Source organism: Streptomyces sp. NPDC050433, from assembly GCF_044458565.1.
Lineage (GTDB): Bacteria > Actinomycetota > Actinomycetes > Streptomycetales > Streptomycetaceae > Streptomyces.
In genome coordinates, this window is the sequence record NZ_JBITIB010000014.1 from 18,184 (window position 1) to 35,279 (window position 17,096).

Consider the following 17,096-nt stretch of genomic DNA (forward strand, 5'->3'; position numbering starts at 1 on the left):
GTGGCCCCTCGGAACAACCCCATCGACATCGACGCGTACACCAAAGGCGTTCTCGACGGCTCCCGTTCGGCCGTCGCGCGCGCCATCACCCTCGTGGAGTCCACCAGGGCCGACCACCGGGAACTCGCCCAGCGGCTGCTGACCGCGCTGCTGCCCCACTCGGGCACGGCGCGCAGGATCGGCATCAGCGGCGTGCCCGGCGTCGGCAAGTCCACCTTCATCGACGCCCTCGGCACCATGCTCACCGGCCTCGGACACCGGGTCGCCGTCCTCGCCGTCGACCCGTCGTCCAGCAGGACCGGCGGCTCCATCCTCGGCGACAAGACCCGTATGGAGCGCCTGGCCGTGGACCCGGCGGCGTTCGTCAGGCCGTCACCCACGGCGGGCACGCTGGGCGGCGTCGCCAAGGCGACCCGCGAGACGATCATCGTGATGGAGGCGGCGGGTTACGACGTGGTGCTCGTCGAGACCGTCGGCGTCGGCCAGTCGGAGACCGCCGTGGCGAACATGGTCGACTCCTTCCTGCTGCTGAGCCTCGCCCGCACCGGCGACCAGCTCCAGGGCATCAAGAAGGGCGTGCTGGAGCTGGCCGACCTCATCGCCGTCAACAAGGCCGACGGGCCGCACGAGCGGGACGCGAAGTCCGCCGCGCGTGAACTCGCGGGCGCGCTGCGGCTGATGCACCCGGCCGACGCGGCGTGGACGCCGCCGGTGCTGAGTTGCAGCGCCCGTGAGGGGACCGGGCTCGACACCGTCTGGGAGCGGCTGGAACAGCACCGGAAGGTCCTCGACTCCAGTGGACGCCTCCAGCGCAAAAGGAGCGACCAGCAGGTCGACTGGACCTGGTCGATGGTCCGTGACCATCTGCTGGACCGGCTCGGGAGCCATCCGGGCGTACGGGCACTGGCTCCGGGGCTCGAAGAGGCGGTACGGGAGGGCTCGTTGACGGCGACGCGGGCGGCCGAGCGGATCGTCGAGGCGCTGGAGCTGCCGGCCGGGGCCGAGGGCGGGACACGATGAACGCCGGCCTTCCCAAGGAGGACGAGACCGTTCTCGTACGGCGCGAGGGACGCGTCGGGCGGCTCACGCTCAACCGGCCGCGCGCGCTCAACGCCCTCACCCATGAGATGGTGCTGCGCATCGATGCCGCGCTCACCGAGTGGGCGCGGGACCCGTCGTTGAGGACGGTGGTCATCGACGGCGCCGGCGAACGCGGGCTGTGCGCGGGTGGCGACATCCGTGCGATCTACGAGGACGCGCGTACGGGCGGCGCCGCGTCGCCCGCCTTCTGGCGCGACGAGTACCGGCTCAACGCCCGTATCGCGCGCTGTGCGAAGCCGTACGTCGCCTTCATGGACGGCATCGTGATGGGCGGCGGCGTGGGCGTCTCGGCGCACGGCGACGTCCGGATCGTCACCGAGCGGTCGCGGGTCGCCATGCCGGAGACGGGCATCGGCCTCGTGCCGGACGTCGGCGGCACGTATCTGCTCTCCCGGTCGCCCGGCGAACTCGGCACGCATCTCGCGCTCACGGGCGCATCGGTGGGCGCGGCCGACGCGATGCTCTGCGGGCTCGCCGACCACTTCGTCCGCTCCGGGCAGCTCCCCGCCCTGGCGGCCGAACTCGCCTCCACGGACGCGCCGGTGGCGGTACGGCGCCATGCGACGCCCCCGCCCGAGGGGGAGTTGGCGGCCGACCGCGAGTGGATCGACGTGTGCTACGCGGCGGACTCGGTGGAGGAGATCGTGGACCGGCTGTTCGCCAGCGGGCACCATGCGGCGAAACAGACGGCGGAGACGATCCTGACGAAGTCGCCCACGGCGCTGAAGGCCACGCTGGCGGCCGTGCGGCGGGCGCGGGGGCTTGAGACGCTGGAGGAGGCGCTGGACGCGGAGTACCGCGCGTCGTGCGCGGCACTGCGGACACCGGACCTGGTGGAGGGAATCCGGGCGCAGGTGATCGACAAGGACCGGACGCCGCGGTGGTCGCCGGGGGACCTGTCCCTGGTCACGGCCGCGGAGGTGACCCGCTTCTCGACGGTGCCGCCGGGCGGAGACCTGGGGTTGGGACCGACGCCGTAGCCGGGCGGGCGCCCTCGGGCGCGAGAGACCCGGCTACGGCCCCTCGCCCGGTGCCACGGCCCCTCGGTCCCCCTGCGCTGCCGCCGCGTCGCTCGCGCGCTTCCGGCGCTTCCTCGACAAGGTCCGGCGCGAAGTGTGCTTCGACGGTGTCGACTTCGCCTACGACGCGAAGGACGGCAACGTCGTCGGGGCGGCTCACCGTGCTCGGCGCGTTCGTCGGCCTCTGGGCCGTGTCCGCAAAAGAGCGACGTCCGCCCGAAGGGCGGGGCTCACGCCTGCCGCGGCAGCCGCTGATGACACGTTGATGCGTGCGATCGCACGGCGGAGGAGGGGGCACCCGTCCGTAGGGCCACCGGGGGAGAGCCGGCGTCCTGACGGCCGGGCGAGCCGTGGGGCTCGCGCACATCCCCTCCGGGGGGCGAGGACTCTCGGGGACGGGCCGGCGACATGGCGGCGCACGCCCCACGGGGTCACCGTGCGCGGCGTCGGCGGATCGCACCGGCGGGGGATCGGCTCGGCGCGTACCTACGCGACCGGCTCCGGTATGCGGTCCTCCGTAGGAGTCTCCGGCTTCGCCGGGCCGGGGCGGAGTCTGTGGCGTTTGCGCCAGGCCAGTGCCGCCGCGCCCGCTCCCGTCAGCACGATGAACCCCATCGCGGCCAGGAACGCCGGTGACGTCGGCGAGCCCGCCTCGCTTCCCGCGACCACGTACGCGGCCGTGTTGGGAATCGTCCCGATCCCCGTCGCCAGCAGGAACGGCCGCCAGCCCATGCGCGACACCGCCGCACAGTAGTTGACGGCCTGGAACGGCAGCCCCGGAAAGAGCCGGACCGCCATCATCGACCGGAAGCCGTGGCGGCTCAACTGGCCGTCCGCCGCCTTCAGCCAGCGGCCCCGCAGCAGCGGTCGCAGCGCGTCCTGACCGAGGAAGCGGCCGAGCCCGAAGGCGATGCCCCCGCCCAGCACCGTGCCCGCGATCGCCGCCGGGAGACCGAGCTGCGTGCCGAACAGCGCGCCCGCCGCGAGATTCAGCAGCGGACGCGGCACGAAGGCCGCCGTGCACACCCCGTAGGCGGCGGCGAACAGCACCACGGCCGCGCCGCCGCTCAACTGCGGCCAGCCGGCCGAGACGAATCTCTGCGGCTCGTAGACCAGCACCGCGGTGCCCGCGGATGCCAGAAGGAGCACGAGGAGGGAGAGCCTGGACCAGGGTGAGAGCAGCACCCTCGTCCAGCGGACCGTGAGGCCTGGGGACGGCCTGTCGACAGGGTCGAGCATTCGGGGAGACTAACCGACGAAGAGTGGTGATCGGCGTCAAGGGGCAGGAGACAACCGCCACTCGGGCCGTCCGCCGCTGCGACCGGGGACGTGCGCGGGCCCCCGCGCGTTGTCAGTGCCGGCGCATAACCTGCACGTCATGACCCTCGTACCGCCGCCCAGCGCGCTCGCCGACACCGTCGTGGCACGGCTCACCGCCGGATACGCCACAGCGGCCGATCCGGTACGGGCCGAGCGGGCCGCGGCGTACATGAAGGGCGTCGCCCCCTTCCTCGGGATCCCCACCCCCGAACGCCGCGCGCTGTCACGGAAGGTGCTCGCCTCGCTGCCGCACCCCGACGAGACGGACTGCGCGGCGATCGCGCTGCGCTGCTGGGAGCTGCCCGAGCGGGAGTATCAGTACTTCGCGGTCGACTACCTCCGCCGCCATGTCGGGCGCCTGTCGTCCGGCTTCCTCCCTCTCGTACGGCATCTGGTCTCCACGGCCTCCTGGTGGGACACCGTCGACCTCCTCGCCGCTCATCTGGCCGGAGGGCTCGTCGCCGCCGACCGTTCGCTGGCGAAGGAGATGGACGACTGGATCGACGACGAGAACCTGTGGATCGCGCGCACCGCTCTGCTGCACCAGCTCACCTACAAGGAGGCGACCGACAGCGAGCGGCTGTTCGGCTACTGCCGCCGGCAGTCCGGGCACCCCGACTTCTTCATCCGCAAGGCGATCGGCTGGTGCCTGCGCGAGTACGCCAAGACGGACCCGGCCGCCGTCCAGGACTTCGTGGGGGCCTCCCGAGACCGGCTCTCCCCGCTCTCCGTGCGCGAGGCCCTGAAGAATCTCTGAGCCCGGCCCCCGACCCCGGCCCCCGGCGCCCCCGGCGAAGAAAACCTGTCGACGCCCCCGCGCCGGTGGGACATCATCAACGACATGTTCCGGCACGCCTTCCTCGCAGCGCCGTCCGCAGTCGCGGACGCGCCGAAGGCTGCCGCGTTCCTCGCGGCGCACGCCGAAGCAGCGGCAGCGGCAGCCGCGGCGGCGCCCCTCGACGGCGCCCGAAGCTGACCCTTCCCGGATCGTCCGGCGGACCCCGCAGGGGGAGGGTCGGCAAGGCTCCGGGGGTCCCACCACGCTTCGAGTTCCTGGAAGGAACACGTCAGCCATGCCCAAGACGGCATACGTGCGCACCAAGCCGCACCTGAACATCGGCACCATGGGCCACGTCGACCACGGCAAGACCACCCTCACCGCGGCCATCACCAAGGTCCTCAGCGAGGACGGGACCGGCACTTTCGTGCCGTTCGACCGGATCGACCGGGCCCCGGAGGAGGCGGCGCGCGGTATCACCATCAACATCGCGCACGTCGAGTACGAGACCGACACCCGGCACTACGCGCACGTCGACATGCCAGGGCACGCCGACTACATCAAGAACATGGTCACTGGCGCGGCGCAGCTCGACGGGGCGATCCTCGTCGTGTCCGCGCTCGACGGGATCATGCCGCAGACCGCCGAGCACGTGCTGCTCGCCCGTCAGGTCGGCGTCGACCACATCGTCGTCGCGCTGAACAAGGCCGACGCGGGTGACGACGAGCTGACCGACCTGGTCGAGCTGGAGGTGCGTGAACTGCTGAGCGCGAACGGGTACGGCGGGGAGAGCGTCCCCGTCGTCCGGGTCTCCGGGCTCCGGGCGCTGGAGGGCGACCCGCGCTGGACCGAGGCCGTGCGCGCGCTGCTGGACGCGGTCGACACGTACGTGCCGATCCCCGTCAGGTACACCGACGCCCCGTTCCTGCTTCCGGTGGAGAACGTCCTGACCATCACCGGGCGCGGCACGGTCGTCACCGGCGCCGTCGAGCGCGGCACGGTACGCGTGGGCGACCGGATCGAGGTGCTCGGTGCCGACTCGGGGCCGCAGCTCAGCACGGTCACCTCGCTGGAGACCTTCGGGAAGCCGATGGAGTCCGCCGAGGCCGGCGACAACGTCGCGCTGCTGCTGCGCGGCATGCCACGCGACGCGATCCGCCGGGGTCATGTGGTGGCCGCGCCGGACAGCGTCGTACCGAGCCGGCGGTTCACCGCGCAGGTGTACGTCCTGTCGGCGAAGGAGGGTGGACGTACGACGCCGATCACGACGGGGTACCGGCCGCAGTTCTACATCCGGACGGCGGACGTGGTCGGCGACATCGACCTCGGCGAGCAGGCCGTCGCACGCCCCGGTGACACGGTCACCCTGACCGTGGAGCTGGGCAGGGACGTGCCACTGGAGTCCGGGCTCGGCTTCGCGATCCGCGAGGGCGGGCGCACGGTCGGCGCGGGCACGGTGACCGAGCTCATCTGACGCGGGTCGCCTCCGGCCGGGCCCGTCTCCTCCGTCCCAGGGGAGGCGGGCCCGGTCCGGTTCCGTACGGCGCGGCGCGCACAATGGGACGGTGAGTGAAGCCATCCCCGTTGTCCGGACCGTCGACTGCGGCACCGCCCGCCTGCTGCCCGACGTGGACCGGGAACGGGCCTGGCTGCTGACGGTCGACGGCGCCCCTCAGTCGTACGTCGACCTGGACGAACCGACCCATCTCGAATTCGAGTACACGCGGCGTCTCGGGCATGTCGTCGACCGCGCCGCCGACGAGGGCGATCCGCTCACCGTGCTCCACCTCGGCGGCGGGGCGCTCACCCTGCCCCGCTACGTGCACGCCACCCGGCCGGGCTCGGCGCAGGACGTGGTCGACACCGACGGGGCGCTGCTGGCGCTGGTCGCCGAGGAACTGCCGCTCCCGCCGGGCGCCGGGATCGCCGTGCACGCGGTGGACGCCCGCGCCTGGCTCGCGTCGGCCCCGGCCCGTTCGGTGGATCTGCTCATCGCCGATGTCTTCGGCGGCTCGCGGGTGCCCGCCCATCTGACGTCCGTGGAGTACGCGCGCCTCGCCGAGCGGGTGCTACGGGCCGACGGCCTCTACGCCGCCAACCTCGCGGACGGCGCGCCCTTCACCTTCCTCAAGTCCCAACTGGCCACCTTCGCCTCGGTGTTCGAGGAGCTGGCGTTGATCGCCGAGCCGTCGGTGCTGCGCGGACGCCGGTTCGGCAACGCCGTACTCCTCGCGTCGCACGCGCCGATCGACACGGCGGCCCTGGCCCGGCGTACCGCCTCCGACGTCTTTCCCGCTCGCGTCGAACACGGCGCGCCGCTACGGCGGTTCACCGGCGCCGCGCCGGTCGTGCGGGACGCCGGCGCGGTGGCGTCGCCCGAGCCGCCCGAGGGGGCGTTCAGCATCGGCTGAGCCCCGCGCGCATACGCACGCGGGGCTCGGAATCGGCCGGACAACCGGGCTACTCGGCCAGCCGGACGGTGCTCATGATCTTCATCAGCGTCTCGTCCGGGATCTCGTCCTCGACGCCCCTGGCGCCGTACACGACCCAAGTCGTGTAGTCACCCTTGGCGTTGGTGAAGGTGAAGGCGATCGACTTGCCGTCGGTGTCGCACTTCTGCTTCTTGGGCAGGCCGGTGCTCGCGGCCGTCGAGTAGTGCCCCTTGAGTCCGGTCTTGGTCGTGTAGGGCTTGGACTTCTCGACCTGGATCGCCTTCTGCTGCTGCGCCTTGGTGGCTTCCTGGGCGTACGCGGCCCAGACCCAGCTGCCGGACTCGTTGCTGGCGGCGGTCGCCGTGTCCTTGGCGCCCTGGCCACCCTTGGTGCCCGTGCCGCCGAGGCCTACGTCCTCGATCTCGCCGTCCTTGTCCGTGTCCTGCTCGCACCAGTTGGACTTCAGGAAGGCCGGCGCGGAGAAGGTGATGGCCGGCGAGCCGTCACCCTTCTCGACGTCCTCGAAGCCCGAGAACACGTCGGGCTTCTCGACCACCCAGTCGGCCGGGACGTCGAACTGCGTCCCGTGCTTGGGGTTGGTCACGACCTTCCAGCCCGCGATGCTCGGCTTGCCGACACCGGACCCGTCGCGCGGATTGTCCTCCGGCGGCGGGTCCGCCTTGTCCTTCCCCGACGGGTCGTCCTCGGACTCCTGCGACGCGGACGCCTTGGAGTCGTCGGCGACGTTCGTGCTCTCGCCGTCGTCCTGCATCACGAAGAAGCCGGTGGCGGCAGCCGCCACGACGACCGCCGACGCGGCGATGATCGCGACCATCCTCGTGCGCTTCTTGTCCTGCGAGGGATCAGGACCGCCGGGCCCGCCCAACTGTCCCTGCACCGCGTACTGCGGCATGGTCGGCTGCTGGTACGGGTTGGGCTGCTGTCCCTGCCCCGGTTGGTGCCCCGGCTGCTGCGGGTAGCCGGGCTGCTGTCCCGGCTGCTGCTGGTATCCCGGCTGCTGGTAGGGATTCGGCTGCTGGTACCCCGGCTGCTGGTACGGGTTCGAATTCGGATCTTGCGGGTTTTGCTCGCCCCCGGGCGGCTGCTGTCCTGGCCACATGGCGAGTAACGATAGAGGGGTCGTCCGCGCGCTGCTACGGCCGCCCTGTCGCAGGATGGCAACTTAGGCTACTCGTGGGTAATGTCGGGCCGTATGAGCTCTGATCAGATGACCGTCGGCGAGATGCTCGCCGCCACCGTTCCCATGGCGAGGACCCTCCGCATGGAGTTCCTCGAAACCACCGCCGAGCGCGCGGTCGTGCGGCTCCCGGACCAGGCCGAATTCCACAACCATGTGGGAGGCCCGCACGCCGGCGCGATGTTCACACTCGGCGACACCGTCAGCGGCGCCATCGTCCTCGCCGCGTTCGGCGACCAGCTGGCGCGCGCCGTGCCGCTCGTCGTCAAGGCGGAGATCCACTACAAGAAGCTCGCCATGGGCGTCGTCACGGCCACCGCCACCGTCGACCGCCCGGTGGCCGAGGTCGTCGCCGAACTCGACGCGGGCGGACGCCCCGAGATACCCGTCGCCGTCGTCTTCAACCGCGAGGACGGCGCCGTCACCGGCGAGATGACCATCACCTGGACGCTGCGCCTCAGCGCCTGACCGGACCGGCGCCGGCTGCCGTACCCGGTCAGCCCCGGTCATCGGCGGGGCTTCCGCCCAGGTAGGCTGCCCGGCGAGCGCCTGGAAGGCGCTCGCCGGGCAGCGGCACATCCGACAGGGAAGGAACCGGTCGTGCACGTCCAGGAGTGGCTGGAGACCGTACCGGCGATCAGTGTCTATGTCCTGGTCGGAGTGGTGATCGGGCTCGAAAGCCTCGGTATCCCGCTGCCGGGGGAGATCGTTCTCGTCAGCTCGGCGCTGCTGGCCTCCCAGCACGGTGACATCAACCCGTACATCCTCGGCGCGTGCGCCACCGCCGGCGCGATCATCGGTGACTCGATCGGCTACGCCATCGGCCGCAAGGGTGGCAGACCGCTGCTCGCGTGGCTCGGCGGGAAGTTTCCGCGCCATTTCGGCGAGGCGCAGATCGCCATGGCCGAGCGGTCGTTCCAGAAGTGGGGCATGTGGGCGGTCTTCTTCGGCCGTTTCGTCGCCCTGCTGCGGATCTTCGCCGGGCCGCTCGCGGGTGTGCTGCGGATGCCGTACTGGAAGTTCCTCATCGCCAACGTCCTGGGCGGCATCCTCTGGGCCGGGGGCACGACCGCCGTCATCTACTCGGTCGGTGTCGTCGCCGAGGCCTGGCTGAAGCGCTTCTCCTGGCTGGGTCTCGTCCTCGCGGTACTCATCGGCGTCACCTCGATGCTCGTCATCAAAAACCGGGCGAAGAAGGCCTCGGAGCAGGCGCGGGCGCAGGCCCCGGAGCCCGTACCCGCCACCGACTGACGACGGTCCGGCGTCAGCCTCCGTGCACGGCCCCGTGGCGCTTGGCCAGCTCCAGATAGACCGCCGCGTTGAGCTTGATGCCCTCGCGCTCCTCGTCCGTCAGCTCGCGCTTCACCTTGGCGGGCACTCCGGCGACCAGTGAACCGGGCGGTACGTGCATGCCCTGCGGTACGAGCGACTGGGCCGCGACGAGTGAACCGGTCCCGATGTGCGCCCCGTTGAGGACGGTGGCGCCCATGCCGACCAGCACGTCGTCCTCGACGGTGCAGCCGTGCAGCACCGCGTTGTGCCCCACCGATACGCGCTCGCCGATCGTGACGGGGAAGCCGGGGTCGACATGCACCGTGCAGTTGTCCTGGATGTTGCTGTCCGCCCCGATGGCGATCGGACCACCGTCGGCCCGCAGCACCGTGTGGTACCAGACGCTCGAACCGGCCGCCATCGTCACCTCGCCCAGCACCACGGCTGTCGGCGCCACGAACGCCGTCGGATCGATCGCGGGCTCCTCGCCGCCCACACCCGCGATCAGTGCCCGCTCTGTCATGCTGTTCTCCTCCGGTGCGCGAGAGTGCGCCGCTCATCTGGCACGAGGCCACCAACAGCTACATCATCTCGCGGTACGAGGACGTGGGACGGGCCTTCAAGGACAAGGCGTCGGTGTTCACCACCGAGAACTACCACTGGCAGCCGGAGGGCGCTTGGGCGCCGTGGGGTGAACGTCACAGCAGGGGGCGCCGAACCGCCCCCGGTCCCGCCGATACCGTGGGCGGGTGCCGAAGAGCAGAGACACGTTCCCCGCAGCGGTGACAGTGGTGGCAGCGGTGGCAGCGGTGACCGCCTGGCGCCGCCGCCTGGTCTCGCGTGCCGTCCAGGGTGGTTGGCGCTGGGTCCAGGAGGCGGGCGCGGTCAGCGCCGAGCGTCCCGGCAGGCTGCGCTTCGCCCGGATCGGCACCGGGACCCGCCTGGCCTTTCCGCAGGGCACCGTCTTCGGCGAGCCGTGGATCGAGCTGGGCGAACACTGCGTCATCGGTGAACAGGTCACCCTGACCGCCGGGATGATGCCCGGCCTCGACCTGGGCCCGGAGCCGATCCTGCGGCTCGGCGACGGTGTCGTCCTCGGGCGCGGCAGCCATGTCATCGCCGACACGGCGGTGACCATCGGCTCGAACACCTACTGCGGGCCGTACGTCTACATCACGTCCACCAACCACAGTTACGACGATCCGCAGGTCCCCGTCGGCAAGCAGTGGCCCCGTACCGACCCGGTCTCGGTGGGACCGGGCTGCTGGCTGGGGACCGGCGCGGTGATCCTGCCCGGCGCGCGGCTGGGGCGCAATGTGGTGGTCGCGGCGGGAGCCGTCGTACGGGGCGAGGTGCCCGACCACGCGGTGGTCGCGGGGGCGCCCGCGCGCGTCGTACGGAGCTGGGACCCGGAGCGGGGCTGGCAGCCGCCGTTGCGTACGCCCGCGCCCGTACCGATCCCGGAGGGCACCACCCCGGAGCAACTGCTGGCGCTCGCCGAGTTGGATCCGGACCCGTCGTAGTTCCGGCGGGCGTACGCGCGGTCAGCCCGCGGCGAGCAGGACCGTGCCGATCAGCGCGAGCCCGGCGCCCGCCGCCTGGACGGCGCGCAGCTTCTCCTTGAGGATGCCGCGCGCGGCCACCGCCGTGATCACCGGATACAGCGAGGCCAGTACGGCGGCGACCGTGACGGGGCCGTTCTGCGCGGCGATCGAGTACGTCCCGTTGGCGGCCACGTCCGCGAGGCCGACGAACGCCAGCGCGGGCAGGGCGGCCCGGATCACCTGGAACCCGCCGTCCTCGGGCAGGGCGGACGCGCCCCGCTTCACCGACACGTACAGCGCGGCCCCGCCGACGCCCACATTGGTGACGCGCTGGACGAAGAGCGCCAGGAACAGCCCCGTGATCGACGTGGACGCCTCGGAGATCAGCGCCATGACGGCGCCGAACCCGAACCCGGCGACCAGTGTCAGCACGATCGCCTGCCGACGGACCGGCGCTCCGCGCAGCTCGGGTCCGCCCGCCAGCACGATGCCCGCGACGGCCGCGGCGATCCCGGCGTACTGGAGCAGTCCGGGCCGCTCGCCGACGACGAGACCCGCACCCACCGGTACGACCACGCCGATCGAGGCGAGCGGCGACACGACGCCCATCGGGCCGAGCGCGAGGGCCTTGTAGAAGGCGAGCATGGCGACGGGGCCGACGACTCCGGCGGCGACCGCGTACCAGAGCCTCGGTCCGGCCTCGGTCCAGGCGCCGGTCGCGACGACGATCGCGCCGAGGACGACGACGGCGATCGACTGCGAGACCACGACCACGGTCAGGGCGGGGGTACGCCGTGTGAGCACTCCGCCGCCGAAGTCGGCCAGACCCCAGAGCAGGCAGGTGGCCAGGGCGAACAGTGGGGTCATGACGTGAACCTCGCCAGTACAGTGTGGTGGACGGTTGGTGCACCACACCGTAGTGCAATCCATTGAACTGTGTAATTGAATATATTAGACGGACGGAACGGACGGAATGTGTCGGACCTCGATCAGCTGACCCAGTCACTCGCCCGCAATCTCAAACGGTGGCGTGGCGAGAGAGCCTTCACCCTCGACGCCCTGGCGGCCCGGTCGGGGGTGAGCCGGGGCATGATCATCCAGATCGAGCAGGCCCGCACCAACCCCAGCGTCGGCACGACGGTGAAGCTCGCCGACGCGCTCGGCATCAGCATCACCACGCTCCTCGACTACGAGCAGGGCCCGCAGGTCAGGGTCGTACCCGCCGACCAGGCCGTACGCATGTGGTCCACCGAGGCGGGCAGCGGCACCGTCCTGCTGGTCGGGACCGAGGCACGCGGTCCGCTCGAACTGCGGTCCTGGAAACTGATGCCGGGCGAGCACAGCGACTCCGACGCGCACCCCGACGGCACGACGGAACTGCTGCACGTCACCGCGGGCGAACTCACCCTCGTCGTGGACGGCGCTTCGCATCCGGTGGCCGAGGGCGCGTCGGCGGTCTTCGAGGCGAACGTGCCGCACGGCTACCGAAACGACGGCGCCGTGACCGTGGAGATGACCATGGCGGTCTCCATCCCGCCCGCGCGCTGATCTCGGCACGCCTGTTACTGAGGTTGAACTCGTGATGTCGCGTCCTTGCTCAGGCGGGTCTGATGGTCAGGCCGGTCTCGGCAAGGCAGCCGTCTATGAGGTCGCTGCGGTACTGGATGTGCCGTAGACCGCGTCGGATGCGCTGGACGAGGTGTTCGGGGGTGTTGAAGGCGACGTTGGAGAGCCAGCCGCGCCGCAGCAGCGACCAGATCCCTTCGACGGGGTTGAGGTCGGGTGCGTAGGGCGGCAGGTAGTAGATGGTCAGCCAGTCCCGGTCTTGGGCGAATTTCCGCAGGTCGGCGGCCTTGTGCACGTTGAGGTTGTCCCAGATGAGCACGATCGGGCCGCGCAGCTGCTGGTGGGCGGCGATCAGCAGGTCGCGGTAGTCGCGCCAGGAGAAGCTCTTGCGTCCGTCGCGCCGGCCGTCGTCCCGGCGCGGCCGGTAGATCAGCCTCGACCTGTGGCCGGGTTTGTTGCAGGTCAGCGCCGCGATCGACACCCGTCTGCGGGACCGGCCTCGGACCCGCACAACCGGGGTCCGGCCGCGCTGTGACCAGGTCTTCGCCTGCGGCGGCGTCATGGAGAATCCGGCTTCGTCCTCGAAGACGAGCCAGGCTCCACGGGCCGCCGCGAGTCTTCCGCGCACGGCCACACCTCCTTGACCCACCCGGCCACCGCCTCGTCGTCCCGTTCCATCGCGCGTCGAGCCGGCACCTGGCAGGACCAGCCGTTGCGCACCAGCAGCTTCCGCACGCCCTGGACCGTGTAGGTCAGGTGGAAACGCCGGCCGATCACCGTCTTGACCCGCGCGAGCGTCCATCGCTGGTCCTCCCAGCCGTGCGCGGCCGGCCCCTTGGCCAGCTCCGCCTCCAGCTGCGCGAACTGCTTCTCACTCAACCTCGGCAGCGACGCGGGCCCCCTGTGACCTCAGAGCCCGCGGACCGCCCTCGTCCCACATCCGCCGCCACCGCTGCACCGATCGGGAGCTGACCCGCAGGGTCCTTGGCGATCACCGAGCTCGCCTCACCCCGGGCGAACCTCTCGGCCGCCTTCAGCCGTAACTCCTCGCGGAACTGCTGCCGTTCGGCGGTCAGCCCGCCCCTTGTGGATACCGCATGCCCCGGTGATACCTCACGGGCGACGAGCCGTCAGCCCCTACGACCCCACGAGTTCAACCTCAGTAGCTTGACGCCCATGCGCGCCCCCATCGGAGACTTCGACAACGCCCGGCCCACCCCCGACTGTCTCGACCAGCTCACGGAGCCGGTCGCCGCCGCCGTACGGACCTGGCAGGGCGACGTGCCCGCCGACCAACTGCTCTACCTTTGATCTTGGCCAGCGCTCCGTCGTTCAGGGGGCGGGGGTGAAGGCCGTCTCGGAACTGCTCTGACCCGCACTGTTCGTACGGGTCCGCAGTGTTGTCATCGCCCTGTGGGGCGCTGCTGGTTCTCGATGTACTGGCGTACGGCGGTCAGCGGTGCCCCGGCGCAGCTCCCGGCGAAGTAGGAGCCGGACCAGAAGTGGCCGCCCCACAGATACCGGCGGACGTGAGCGTTGTGTTCCTTGCGCAGCAGGCGCGCGGAGACGCCCTTGAGGGAGTTGACCAGCTTGGAGAGCTGGACCTTCGGCGGGTAGTGCACCAGGAGGTGTACGTGGTCCTCTTCGCCGTTGAACTGCTTCAGCTCGGCCTCGAAGTCGGTACAGACCTCCCGCATGATCTCCTCGCACCTGGTCAGCATGGCATCGGTGAACGCCTTCCGCCGGTATTTGGTGACGAACACCAAGTGAGCGTGCAGGTTGTACACGACGTGACGACCGGTGCGCACATCGGGGTTTGGATTCCATCGAGGCGACATAAACCAAATGGTACAGTAATCATGTGACCACGGAACGTGCGCTGGAGAAGCGGCAGTTCGGGCATCGCGCCCGGCTGGCGCTGACGCCTGCGCAGGGCCGACTCGTGGATGATCAGGCTCATGCGGCGCGGGCGATGTGGAATCAGCTCCACGACCTGTGGACCATGACGCCGAAGTGCCAGAGGTCGCTGTCCCGCATGGACCAGACGTTGCGTCAGGCCCGAAAGGAGGTCGACTGGTACGCGGTGCTGCCCGCACAGGCCGCGCAGGCGGTCCTCAAGACGTACTTCCAGGCGTGGAAGAACTGCTGGGAAGGGCGGGCCGAGGAGCCCACCTTCAAGGCCCGCACCCGTACCGTCATGTCCGTGGACATCCCGCAGGGCCGGGACCTCCAGATCAAGCGGGTGCATCGGCGGTGGGGCGTGGTCAACATCCCCAAGGTCGGCCGTGTCCGGTTCCGCTGGACCCGTGACCTGCCGGTGGGCAAGGCGGCGAACAACGAGAACCGGATCACCGGGGCGCGGCTGGTCAAGGACGCGCTCGGCTGGCACATCGCCTTCCGCGTCCAGACCATGGAACCCAGGCCCGAACCGCATGGCGGCGGCGAGGTCGGCATTGACGCCGGGGTGAACCTGCCTCTGGCCCTGTCCGACGGCAACCACCAGGACCACGGGCGGCCGCCCCGGCTCCCGGACGGTACCGCCGACCGGGACAAGTGGCTGAACCCGGACGAGAAAGCCAAGCTGCTCCGCCTGGAACAACGGGCCGCACACCGCAAATCCTTCCGCAAACCGAAGGAGCGCAACTCCAGCCGGCTGCGGAACACCTACGACCAGATCAAGCGGCTCCGCGCAAGAGCCACGCGCCGCGCCGTTGACTGGCAGCACCAGACCACGACGAACCTCGCCCGCACCTACGGCACGGTCGTGGTCGAACAACTCAACATCACGAACATGGTCAAGTCCGCCAGGGGAACCATCGAGGAACCCGGGAAGAACGTTGCGCAGAAGTCCGGCCTGAACCGCTCCATCAGCCAAGAGGCATGGGGCCGCACCGTGACAATGCTGACGTACAAGACTGCCCGCCACGGGGGCAGCCTGCACAAGGTCCCCGCCCCGAACACCTCCCTGCGCTGCTCCGCGTGCGGCTTCATCACCCCCGGCAGCCGGGAAGACCAGGCCACGTTCGTATGCAAGAACCCCGACTGCGGATGGCAAGGCAACGCCGACCACAACGCAGCCATCAACGTCTTGCACCTGTACCGGATGGGCCTCGCGCTCGTCCCGGCTGCCGGGAGGGCAGTCGTCAGGCGCACCCGTGGCGTCAAGCCCGCTGTCGCAAGGTAGGCGGGAATCTCCTTCCTGAGCTTGCGAAGGGAGGAGAGCACTTCAAGTGGACACCGATCCGGAGATCGCGGACACCGCCGCCTTCGTGGAGCACCACGGCGCCGATCTGCTCGACCGGTCGGCCAACTGCGTCGTCGTGGCGGGCAAGCGCGGCGGTGAGTCCACACTCGCCGCCTGCCTCGTCCTGTCCCGGACCCGCGTGGACGTCAACGGAGTCGTACGCAAGCAACTGGGCGCCCGCAAGGCCTCGTTCGCTCCCATGGACTCCGCGACCGGCGAGACCGGGATGGAGTACGGCGGCATCACACCGATCGGCCTGCCCGCCGACTGGACACTTCTCGTGGACGCCGCCGTCGTGGACACCGACTGGGTGCTGATCGGCAGCGGACGCCGCCGGGGCAAGCTCATCGTGCCCGGCAAGGCATTCGCCGCCCTGCCGGGCGCCGTGGTCATCGACGGACTCGGCGTCTCCGGCGACTGAAGGCACTGAAGGGCGCGCCCTCAAGCCGGCGGGCCGTTCAGTCGAGCAGCGGTATCTCGATCGCCGGGCAGCGGTCCATCACCATGTCGAGACCGGCGGCCCGCGTGCGGTCGTACGCCTGCTCGTCGATCACCCCGAGCTGGAACCAGACCGCCTTCGCGCCGATCGCGGCTGCCTCGTCGGCGACCGGCCCCGCCAGATCGCTGTTGACGAACACGTCCACCACATCGACGGGGAACGGGATGTCGGCCAGCGACGCGTACCCCCGCTCGCCGTGGACCGCCTCCGCCTTGGGATGCACCGGCACCACGCGCTTGCCGAACCGCTGGAGCACGGCCGCCACGCCGTACGCCGCCCGCGACCTGTTGCCGGAGAGGCCCACGACCGCCCAGGTGTCGCCCGTGGAGGTCAGGATCCTGCGGATCGTCTCGGCGTCCGCGTACGTGTCGTCTCCATACATGCCCGGACAACGGACAGCGCGGCCCGGCAATTCCCGAGGGCCCGCCATACCGACCGGTACCCGCAGAGCCTAGGGTGGCGCGATGCATGAGCAGTACCGCACCGTCGCCCGCCGCGGCATTCACGAGACCGAGGTCAACCGGTCACGTTTCCTGTGCGCACTCGCGCCCGCCGCCACCGAACAGGAGGCGCAGGACTTCATCGCGGCCGTCCGCCGGGAACACCCCACGGCCACGCACAACTGCTTCGCCTACGTGATCGGCGCCGACGCCTCCGTACAGAAGGCGAGCGACGACGGAGAGCCGGGAGGCACGGCAGGCGCGCCCATGCTCCAGATGCTGGTGCGCAGGGACGTGCGTTACGTCGTCGCCGTCGTCACCCGCTACTACGGAGGAGTCAAACTCGGCGCGGGAGGGCTCATCCGCGCCTACGGAGGCGCGGTCGGCGAAGCCCTCGACACCGTCGGCACCGTCACCCGGCAGCGCTACCGGCTGGCCACGATCATCGTCGACCACCACCGGGCCGGAAAGCTGGAGAACGAACTGCGGGCCACCGGCCGCGCCGTACGCGATGTGCGCTACGCGGAGATAGTGACCATCGGGATCGGACTGCCGGACGCCGACGTCGACGCGTTCCGCGCCTGGCTCGCCGACACCACGGCCGGAACTGCCGTACTGGCGCTGGGCGGTGAGGCCTACGGAGACGTGTGATGCCCGAAGCCACACGTGATGTCCGACCCCAC

The 17,096-nt window shown here is 70.7% G+C and carries 22 protein-coding genes and 1 pseudogene; 15 read left to right on the plus strand and 8 right to left on the minus strand.

The genetic code is table 11. From position 1 onward, the window contains the following. Together meaB and ACIBLA_RS18620 are read left to right on the plus strand one after the other, a co-directional pair. Window positions 1–1,020 (plus strand): methylmalonyl Co-A mutase-associated GTPase MeaB, encoded by a 1,020-nt coding sequence (meaB, locus tag ACIBLA_RS18615; protein ID WP_399199165.1) that lies wholly within the window; start codon window positions 1–3, stop codon window positions 1,018–1,020. Continuing rightward, window positions 1,017–2,081: an enoyl-CoA hydratase/isomerase family protein gene (locus ACIBLA_RS18620; protein WP_399199166.1), complete on the plus strand. Its 1,065-nt coding sequence runs from the start codon at window positions 1,017–1,019 to the stop codon at window positions 2,079–2,081. The genes meaB and ACIBLA_RS18620 overlap by 4 nt, the downstream gene beginning before the upstream one ends. A 525-nt stretch (window positions 2,082–2,606) precedes the next feature. Here the strand turns inward: ACIBLA_RS18620 and ACIBLA_RS18625 are convergent. After that, a complete protein-coding gene (locus ACIBLA_RS18625) occupies window positions 2,607–3,359 on the minus strand; it encodes a TVP38/TMEM64 family protein (RefSeq protein WP_363244170.1) in 753 nt (250 codons plus the stop codon). Between the two features lie 139 nt (window positions 3,360–3,498). Here ACIBLA_RS18625 and ACIBLA_RS18630 point away from each other — a divergent pair, with 139 nt between their 5' ends. From ACIBLA_RS18630 to ACIBLA_RS18645, 4 genes are all read left to right on the plus strand, one after another. Further along, on the plus strand, window positions 3,499–4,197 hold the full coding sequence (locus tag ACIBLA_RS18630; RefSeq protein ID WP_399199167.1) for a DNA alkylation repair protein: 699 nt from the start codon (window positions 3,499–3,501) through the stop codon (window positions 4,195–4,197). An 84-nt stretch (window positions 4,198–4,281) separates the two neighbouring features. Next, on the plus strand, window positions 4,282–4,416 hold the full coding sequence (locus ACIBLA_RS18635) for a hypothetical protein (protein WP_363244172.1): 135 nt from the start codon (window positions 4,282–4,284) through the stop codon (window positions 4,414–4,416). A gap of 97 nt (window positions 4,417–4,513) precedes the next feature. Then, the gene (gene tuf, locus ACIBLA_RS18640) at window positions 4,514–5,692 is read left to right on the plus strand and encodes an elongation factor Tu (RefSeq protein ID WP_363244173.1); all 1,179 of its coding nucleotides are present in this window, start codon (window positions 4,514–4,516) and stop codon (window positions 5,690–5,692) included. Window positions 5,693–5,783: 91 nt separating this feature from the next. Continuing rightward, window positions 5,784–6,629 (plus strand): spermidine synthase, encoded by an 846-nt coding sequence (locus ACIBLA_RS18645; RefSeq protein ID WP_399199168.1) that lies wholly within the window; start codon window positions 5,784–5,786, stop codon window positions 6,627–6,629. A 49-nt stretch (window positions 6,630–6,678) separates the two neighbouring features. On the opposite strand, the gene ACIBLA_RS18650 is transcribed toward ACIBLA_RS18645, so the two are convergent. Beyond that, a complete protein-coding gene (locus tag ACIBLA_RS18650) occupies window positions 6,679–7,770 on the minus strand; it encodes a hypothetical protein (RefSeq protein WP_399199169.1) in 1,092 nt (363 codons plus the stop codon). 93 nt (window positions 7,771–7,863) lie between these two features. On the opposite strand from ACIBLA_RS18650, the gene ACIBLA_RS18655 reads away from it, so the two are divergent. Next, window positions 7,864–8,316: a DUF4442 domain-containing protein gene (locus tag ACIBLA_RS18655; RefSeq protein ID WP_399199170.1), complete on the plus strand. Its 453-nt coding sequence runs from the start codon at window positions 7,864–7,866 to the stop codon at window positions 8,314–8,316. A 132-nt stretch (window positions 8,317–8,448) separates the two neighbouring features. Then, window positions 8,449–9,099, plus strand: coding sequence for a DedA family protein (locus ACIBLA_RS18660; protein ID WP_399199171.1), 651 nt, complete (start codon window positions 8,449–8,451; stop codon window positions 9,097–9,099). A gap of 13 nt (window positions 9,100–9,112) precedes the next feature. On the opposite strand, the gene ACIBLA_RS18665 is transcribed toward ACIBLA_RS18660, so the two are convergent. Continuing rightward, window positions 9,113–9,643, minus strand: a complete 531-nt coding sequence (locus ACIBLA_RS18665) for a gamma carbonic anhydrase family protein (RefSeq protein WP_399199172.1) — start codon at window positions 9,641–9,643, stop codon at window positions 9,113–9,115. Window positions 9,644–9,657: 14 nt separating this feature from the next. Here ACIBLA_RS18665 and ACIBLA_RS18670 point away from each other — a divergent pair, with 14 nt between their 5' ends. Next, window positions 9,658–9,906: a hypothetical protein gene (locus ACIBLA_RS18670; protein WP_399199284.1), complete on the plus strand. Its 249-nt coding sequence runs from the start codon at window positions 9,658–9,660 to the stop codon at window positions 9,904–9,906. Continuing rightward, window positions 9,870–10,643, plus strand: a complete 774-nt coding sequence (locus ACIBLA_RS18675) for an acyltransferase (protein ID WP_399199173.1) — start codon at window positions 9,870–9,872, stop codon at window positions 10,641–10,643. Before ACIBLA_RS18670 ends, ACIBLA_RS18675 begins: the two co-directional genes overlap by 37 nt. Before the next feature lie 21 nt (window positions 10,644–10,664). Here the strand turns inward: ACIBLA_RS18675 and ACIBLA_RS18680 are convergent, their stop codons facing one another. Beyond that, the gene (locus tag ACIBLA_RS18680) at window positions 10,665–11,531 is read right to left on the minus strand and encodes a DMT family transporter (protein WP_363244179.1); all 867 of its coding nucleotides are present in this window, start codon (window positions 11,529–11,531) and stop codon (window positions 10,665–10,667) included. Window positions 11,532–11,639: 108 nt separating this feature from the next. Between ACIBLA_RS18680 and ACIBLA_RS18685 the strand changes: the two genes are divergently transcribed. After that, window positions 11,640–12,212: a helix-turn-helix domain-containing protein gene (locus ACIBLA_RS18685; RefSeq protein WP_399199175.1), complete on the plus strand. Its 573-nt coding sequence runs from the start codon at window positions 11,640–11,642 to the stop codon at window positions 12,210–12,212. Between the two features lie 49 nt (window positions 12,213–12,261). On the opposite strand, the gene ACIBLA_RS18690 is transcribed toward ACIBLA_RS18685, so the two are convergent. Then, the gene (locus tag ACIBLA_RS18690; RefSeq protein WP_399199279.1) at window positions 12,262–12,792 is read right to left on the minus strand and encodes a transposase; all 531 of its coding nucleotides are present in this window, start codon (window positions 12,790–12,792) and stop codon (window positions 12,262–12,264) included. Then, a complete protein-coding gene (locus tag ACIBLA_RS18695; protein ID WP_399199176.1) occupies window positions 12,789–13,109 on the minus strand; it encodes a winged helix-turn-helix domain-containing protein in 321 nt (106 codons plus the stop codon). Before ACIBLA_RS18695 ends, ACIBLA_RS18690 begins: the two co-directional genes overlap by 4 nt. A 297-nt stretch (window positions 13,110–13,406) precedes the next feature. On the opposite strand from ACIBLA_RS18695, the gene ACIBLA_RS18700 reads away from it, so the two are divergent. Further along, a complete protein-coding gene (locus tag ACIBLA_RS18700) occupies window positions 13,407–13,541 on the plus strand; it encodes a hypothetical protein (RefSeq protein ID WP_399199285.1) in 135 nt (44 codons plus the stop codon). A 92-nt stretch (window positions 13,542–13,633) separates the two neighbouring features. On the opposite strand, the gene tnpA is transcribed toward ACIBLA_RS18700, so the two are convergent. Next, window positions 13,634–14,068, minus strand: coding sequence for an IS200/IS605 family transposase (tnpA, locus tag ACIBLA_RS18705; protein WP_399199177.1), 435 nt, complete (start codon window positions 14,066–14,068; stop codon window positions 13,634–13,636). Between the two features lie 23 nt (window positions 14,069–14,091). On the opposite strand from tnpA, the gene ACIBLA_RS18710 reads away from it, so the two are divergent. Both ACIBLA_RS18710 and ACIBLA_RS18715 read left to right on the plus strand, forming a co-directional pair. After that, the gene (locus ACIBLA_RS18710) at window positions 14,092–15,414 is read left to right on the plus strand and encodes an RNA-guided endonuclease InsQ/TnpB family protein (RefSeq protein ID WP_399199178.1); all 1,323 of its coding nucleotides are present in this window, start codon (window positions 14,092–14,094) and stop codon (window positions 15,412–15,414) included. 34 nt (window positions 15,415–15,448) lie between these two features. After that, a pseudogene (locus tag ACIBLA_RS18715) lies at window positions 15,449–15,895 on the plus strand (YbaK/EbsC family protein); the annotation flags it as partial. Between the two features lie 37 nt (window positions 15,896–15,932). Here ACIBLA_RS18715 and ACIBLA_RS18720 read toward each other — a convergent pair. Further along, complete coding sequence (locus tag ACIBLA_RS18720) at window positions 15,933–16,355, minus strand: CoA-binding protein (protein ID WP_399199179.1); 423 nt, start codon at window positions 16,353–16,355, stop codon at window positions 15,933–15,935. A gap of 82 nt (window positions 16,356–16,437) precedes the next feature. On the opposite strand from ACIBLA_RS18720, the gene ACIBLA_RS18725 reads away from it, so the two are divergent. Beyond that, on the plus strand, window positions 16,438–17,064 hold the full coding sequence (locus ACIBLA_RS18725; protein WP_363244183.1) for a YigZ family protein: 627 nt from the start codon (window positions 16,438–16,440) through the stop codon (window positions 17,062–17,064). Window positions 17,065–17,096 lie beyond the last annotated feature (32 nt).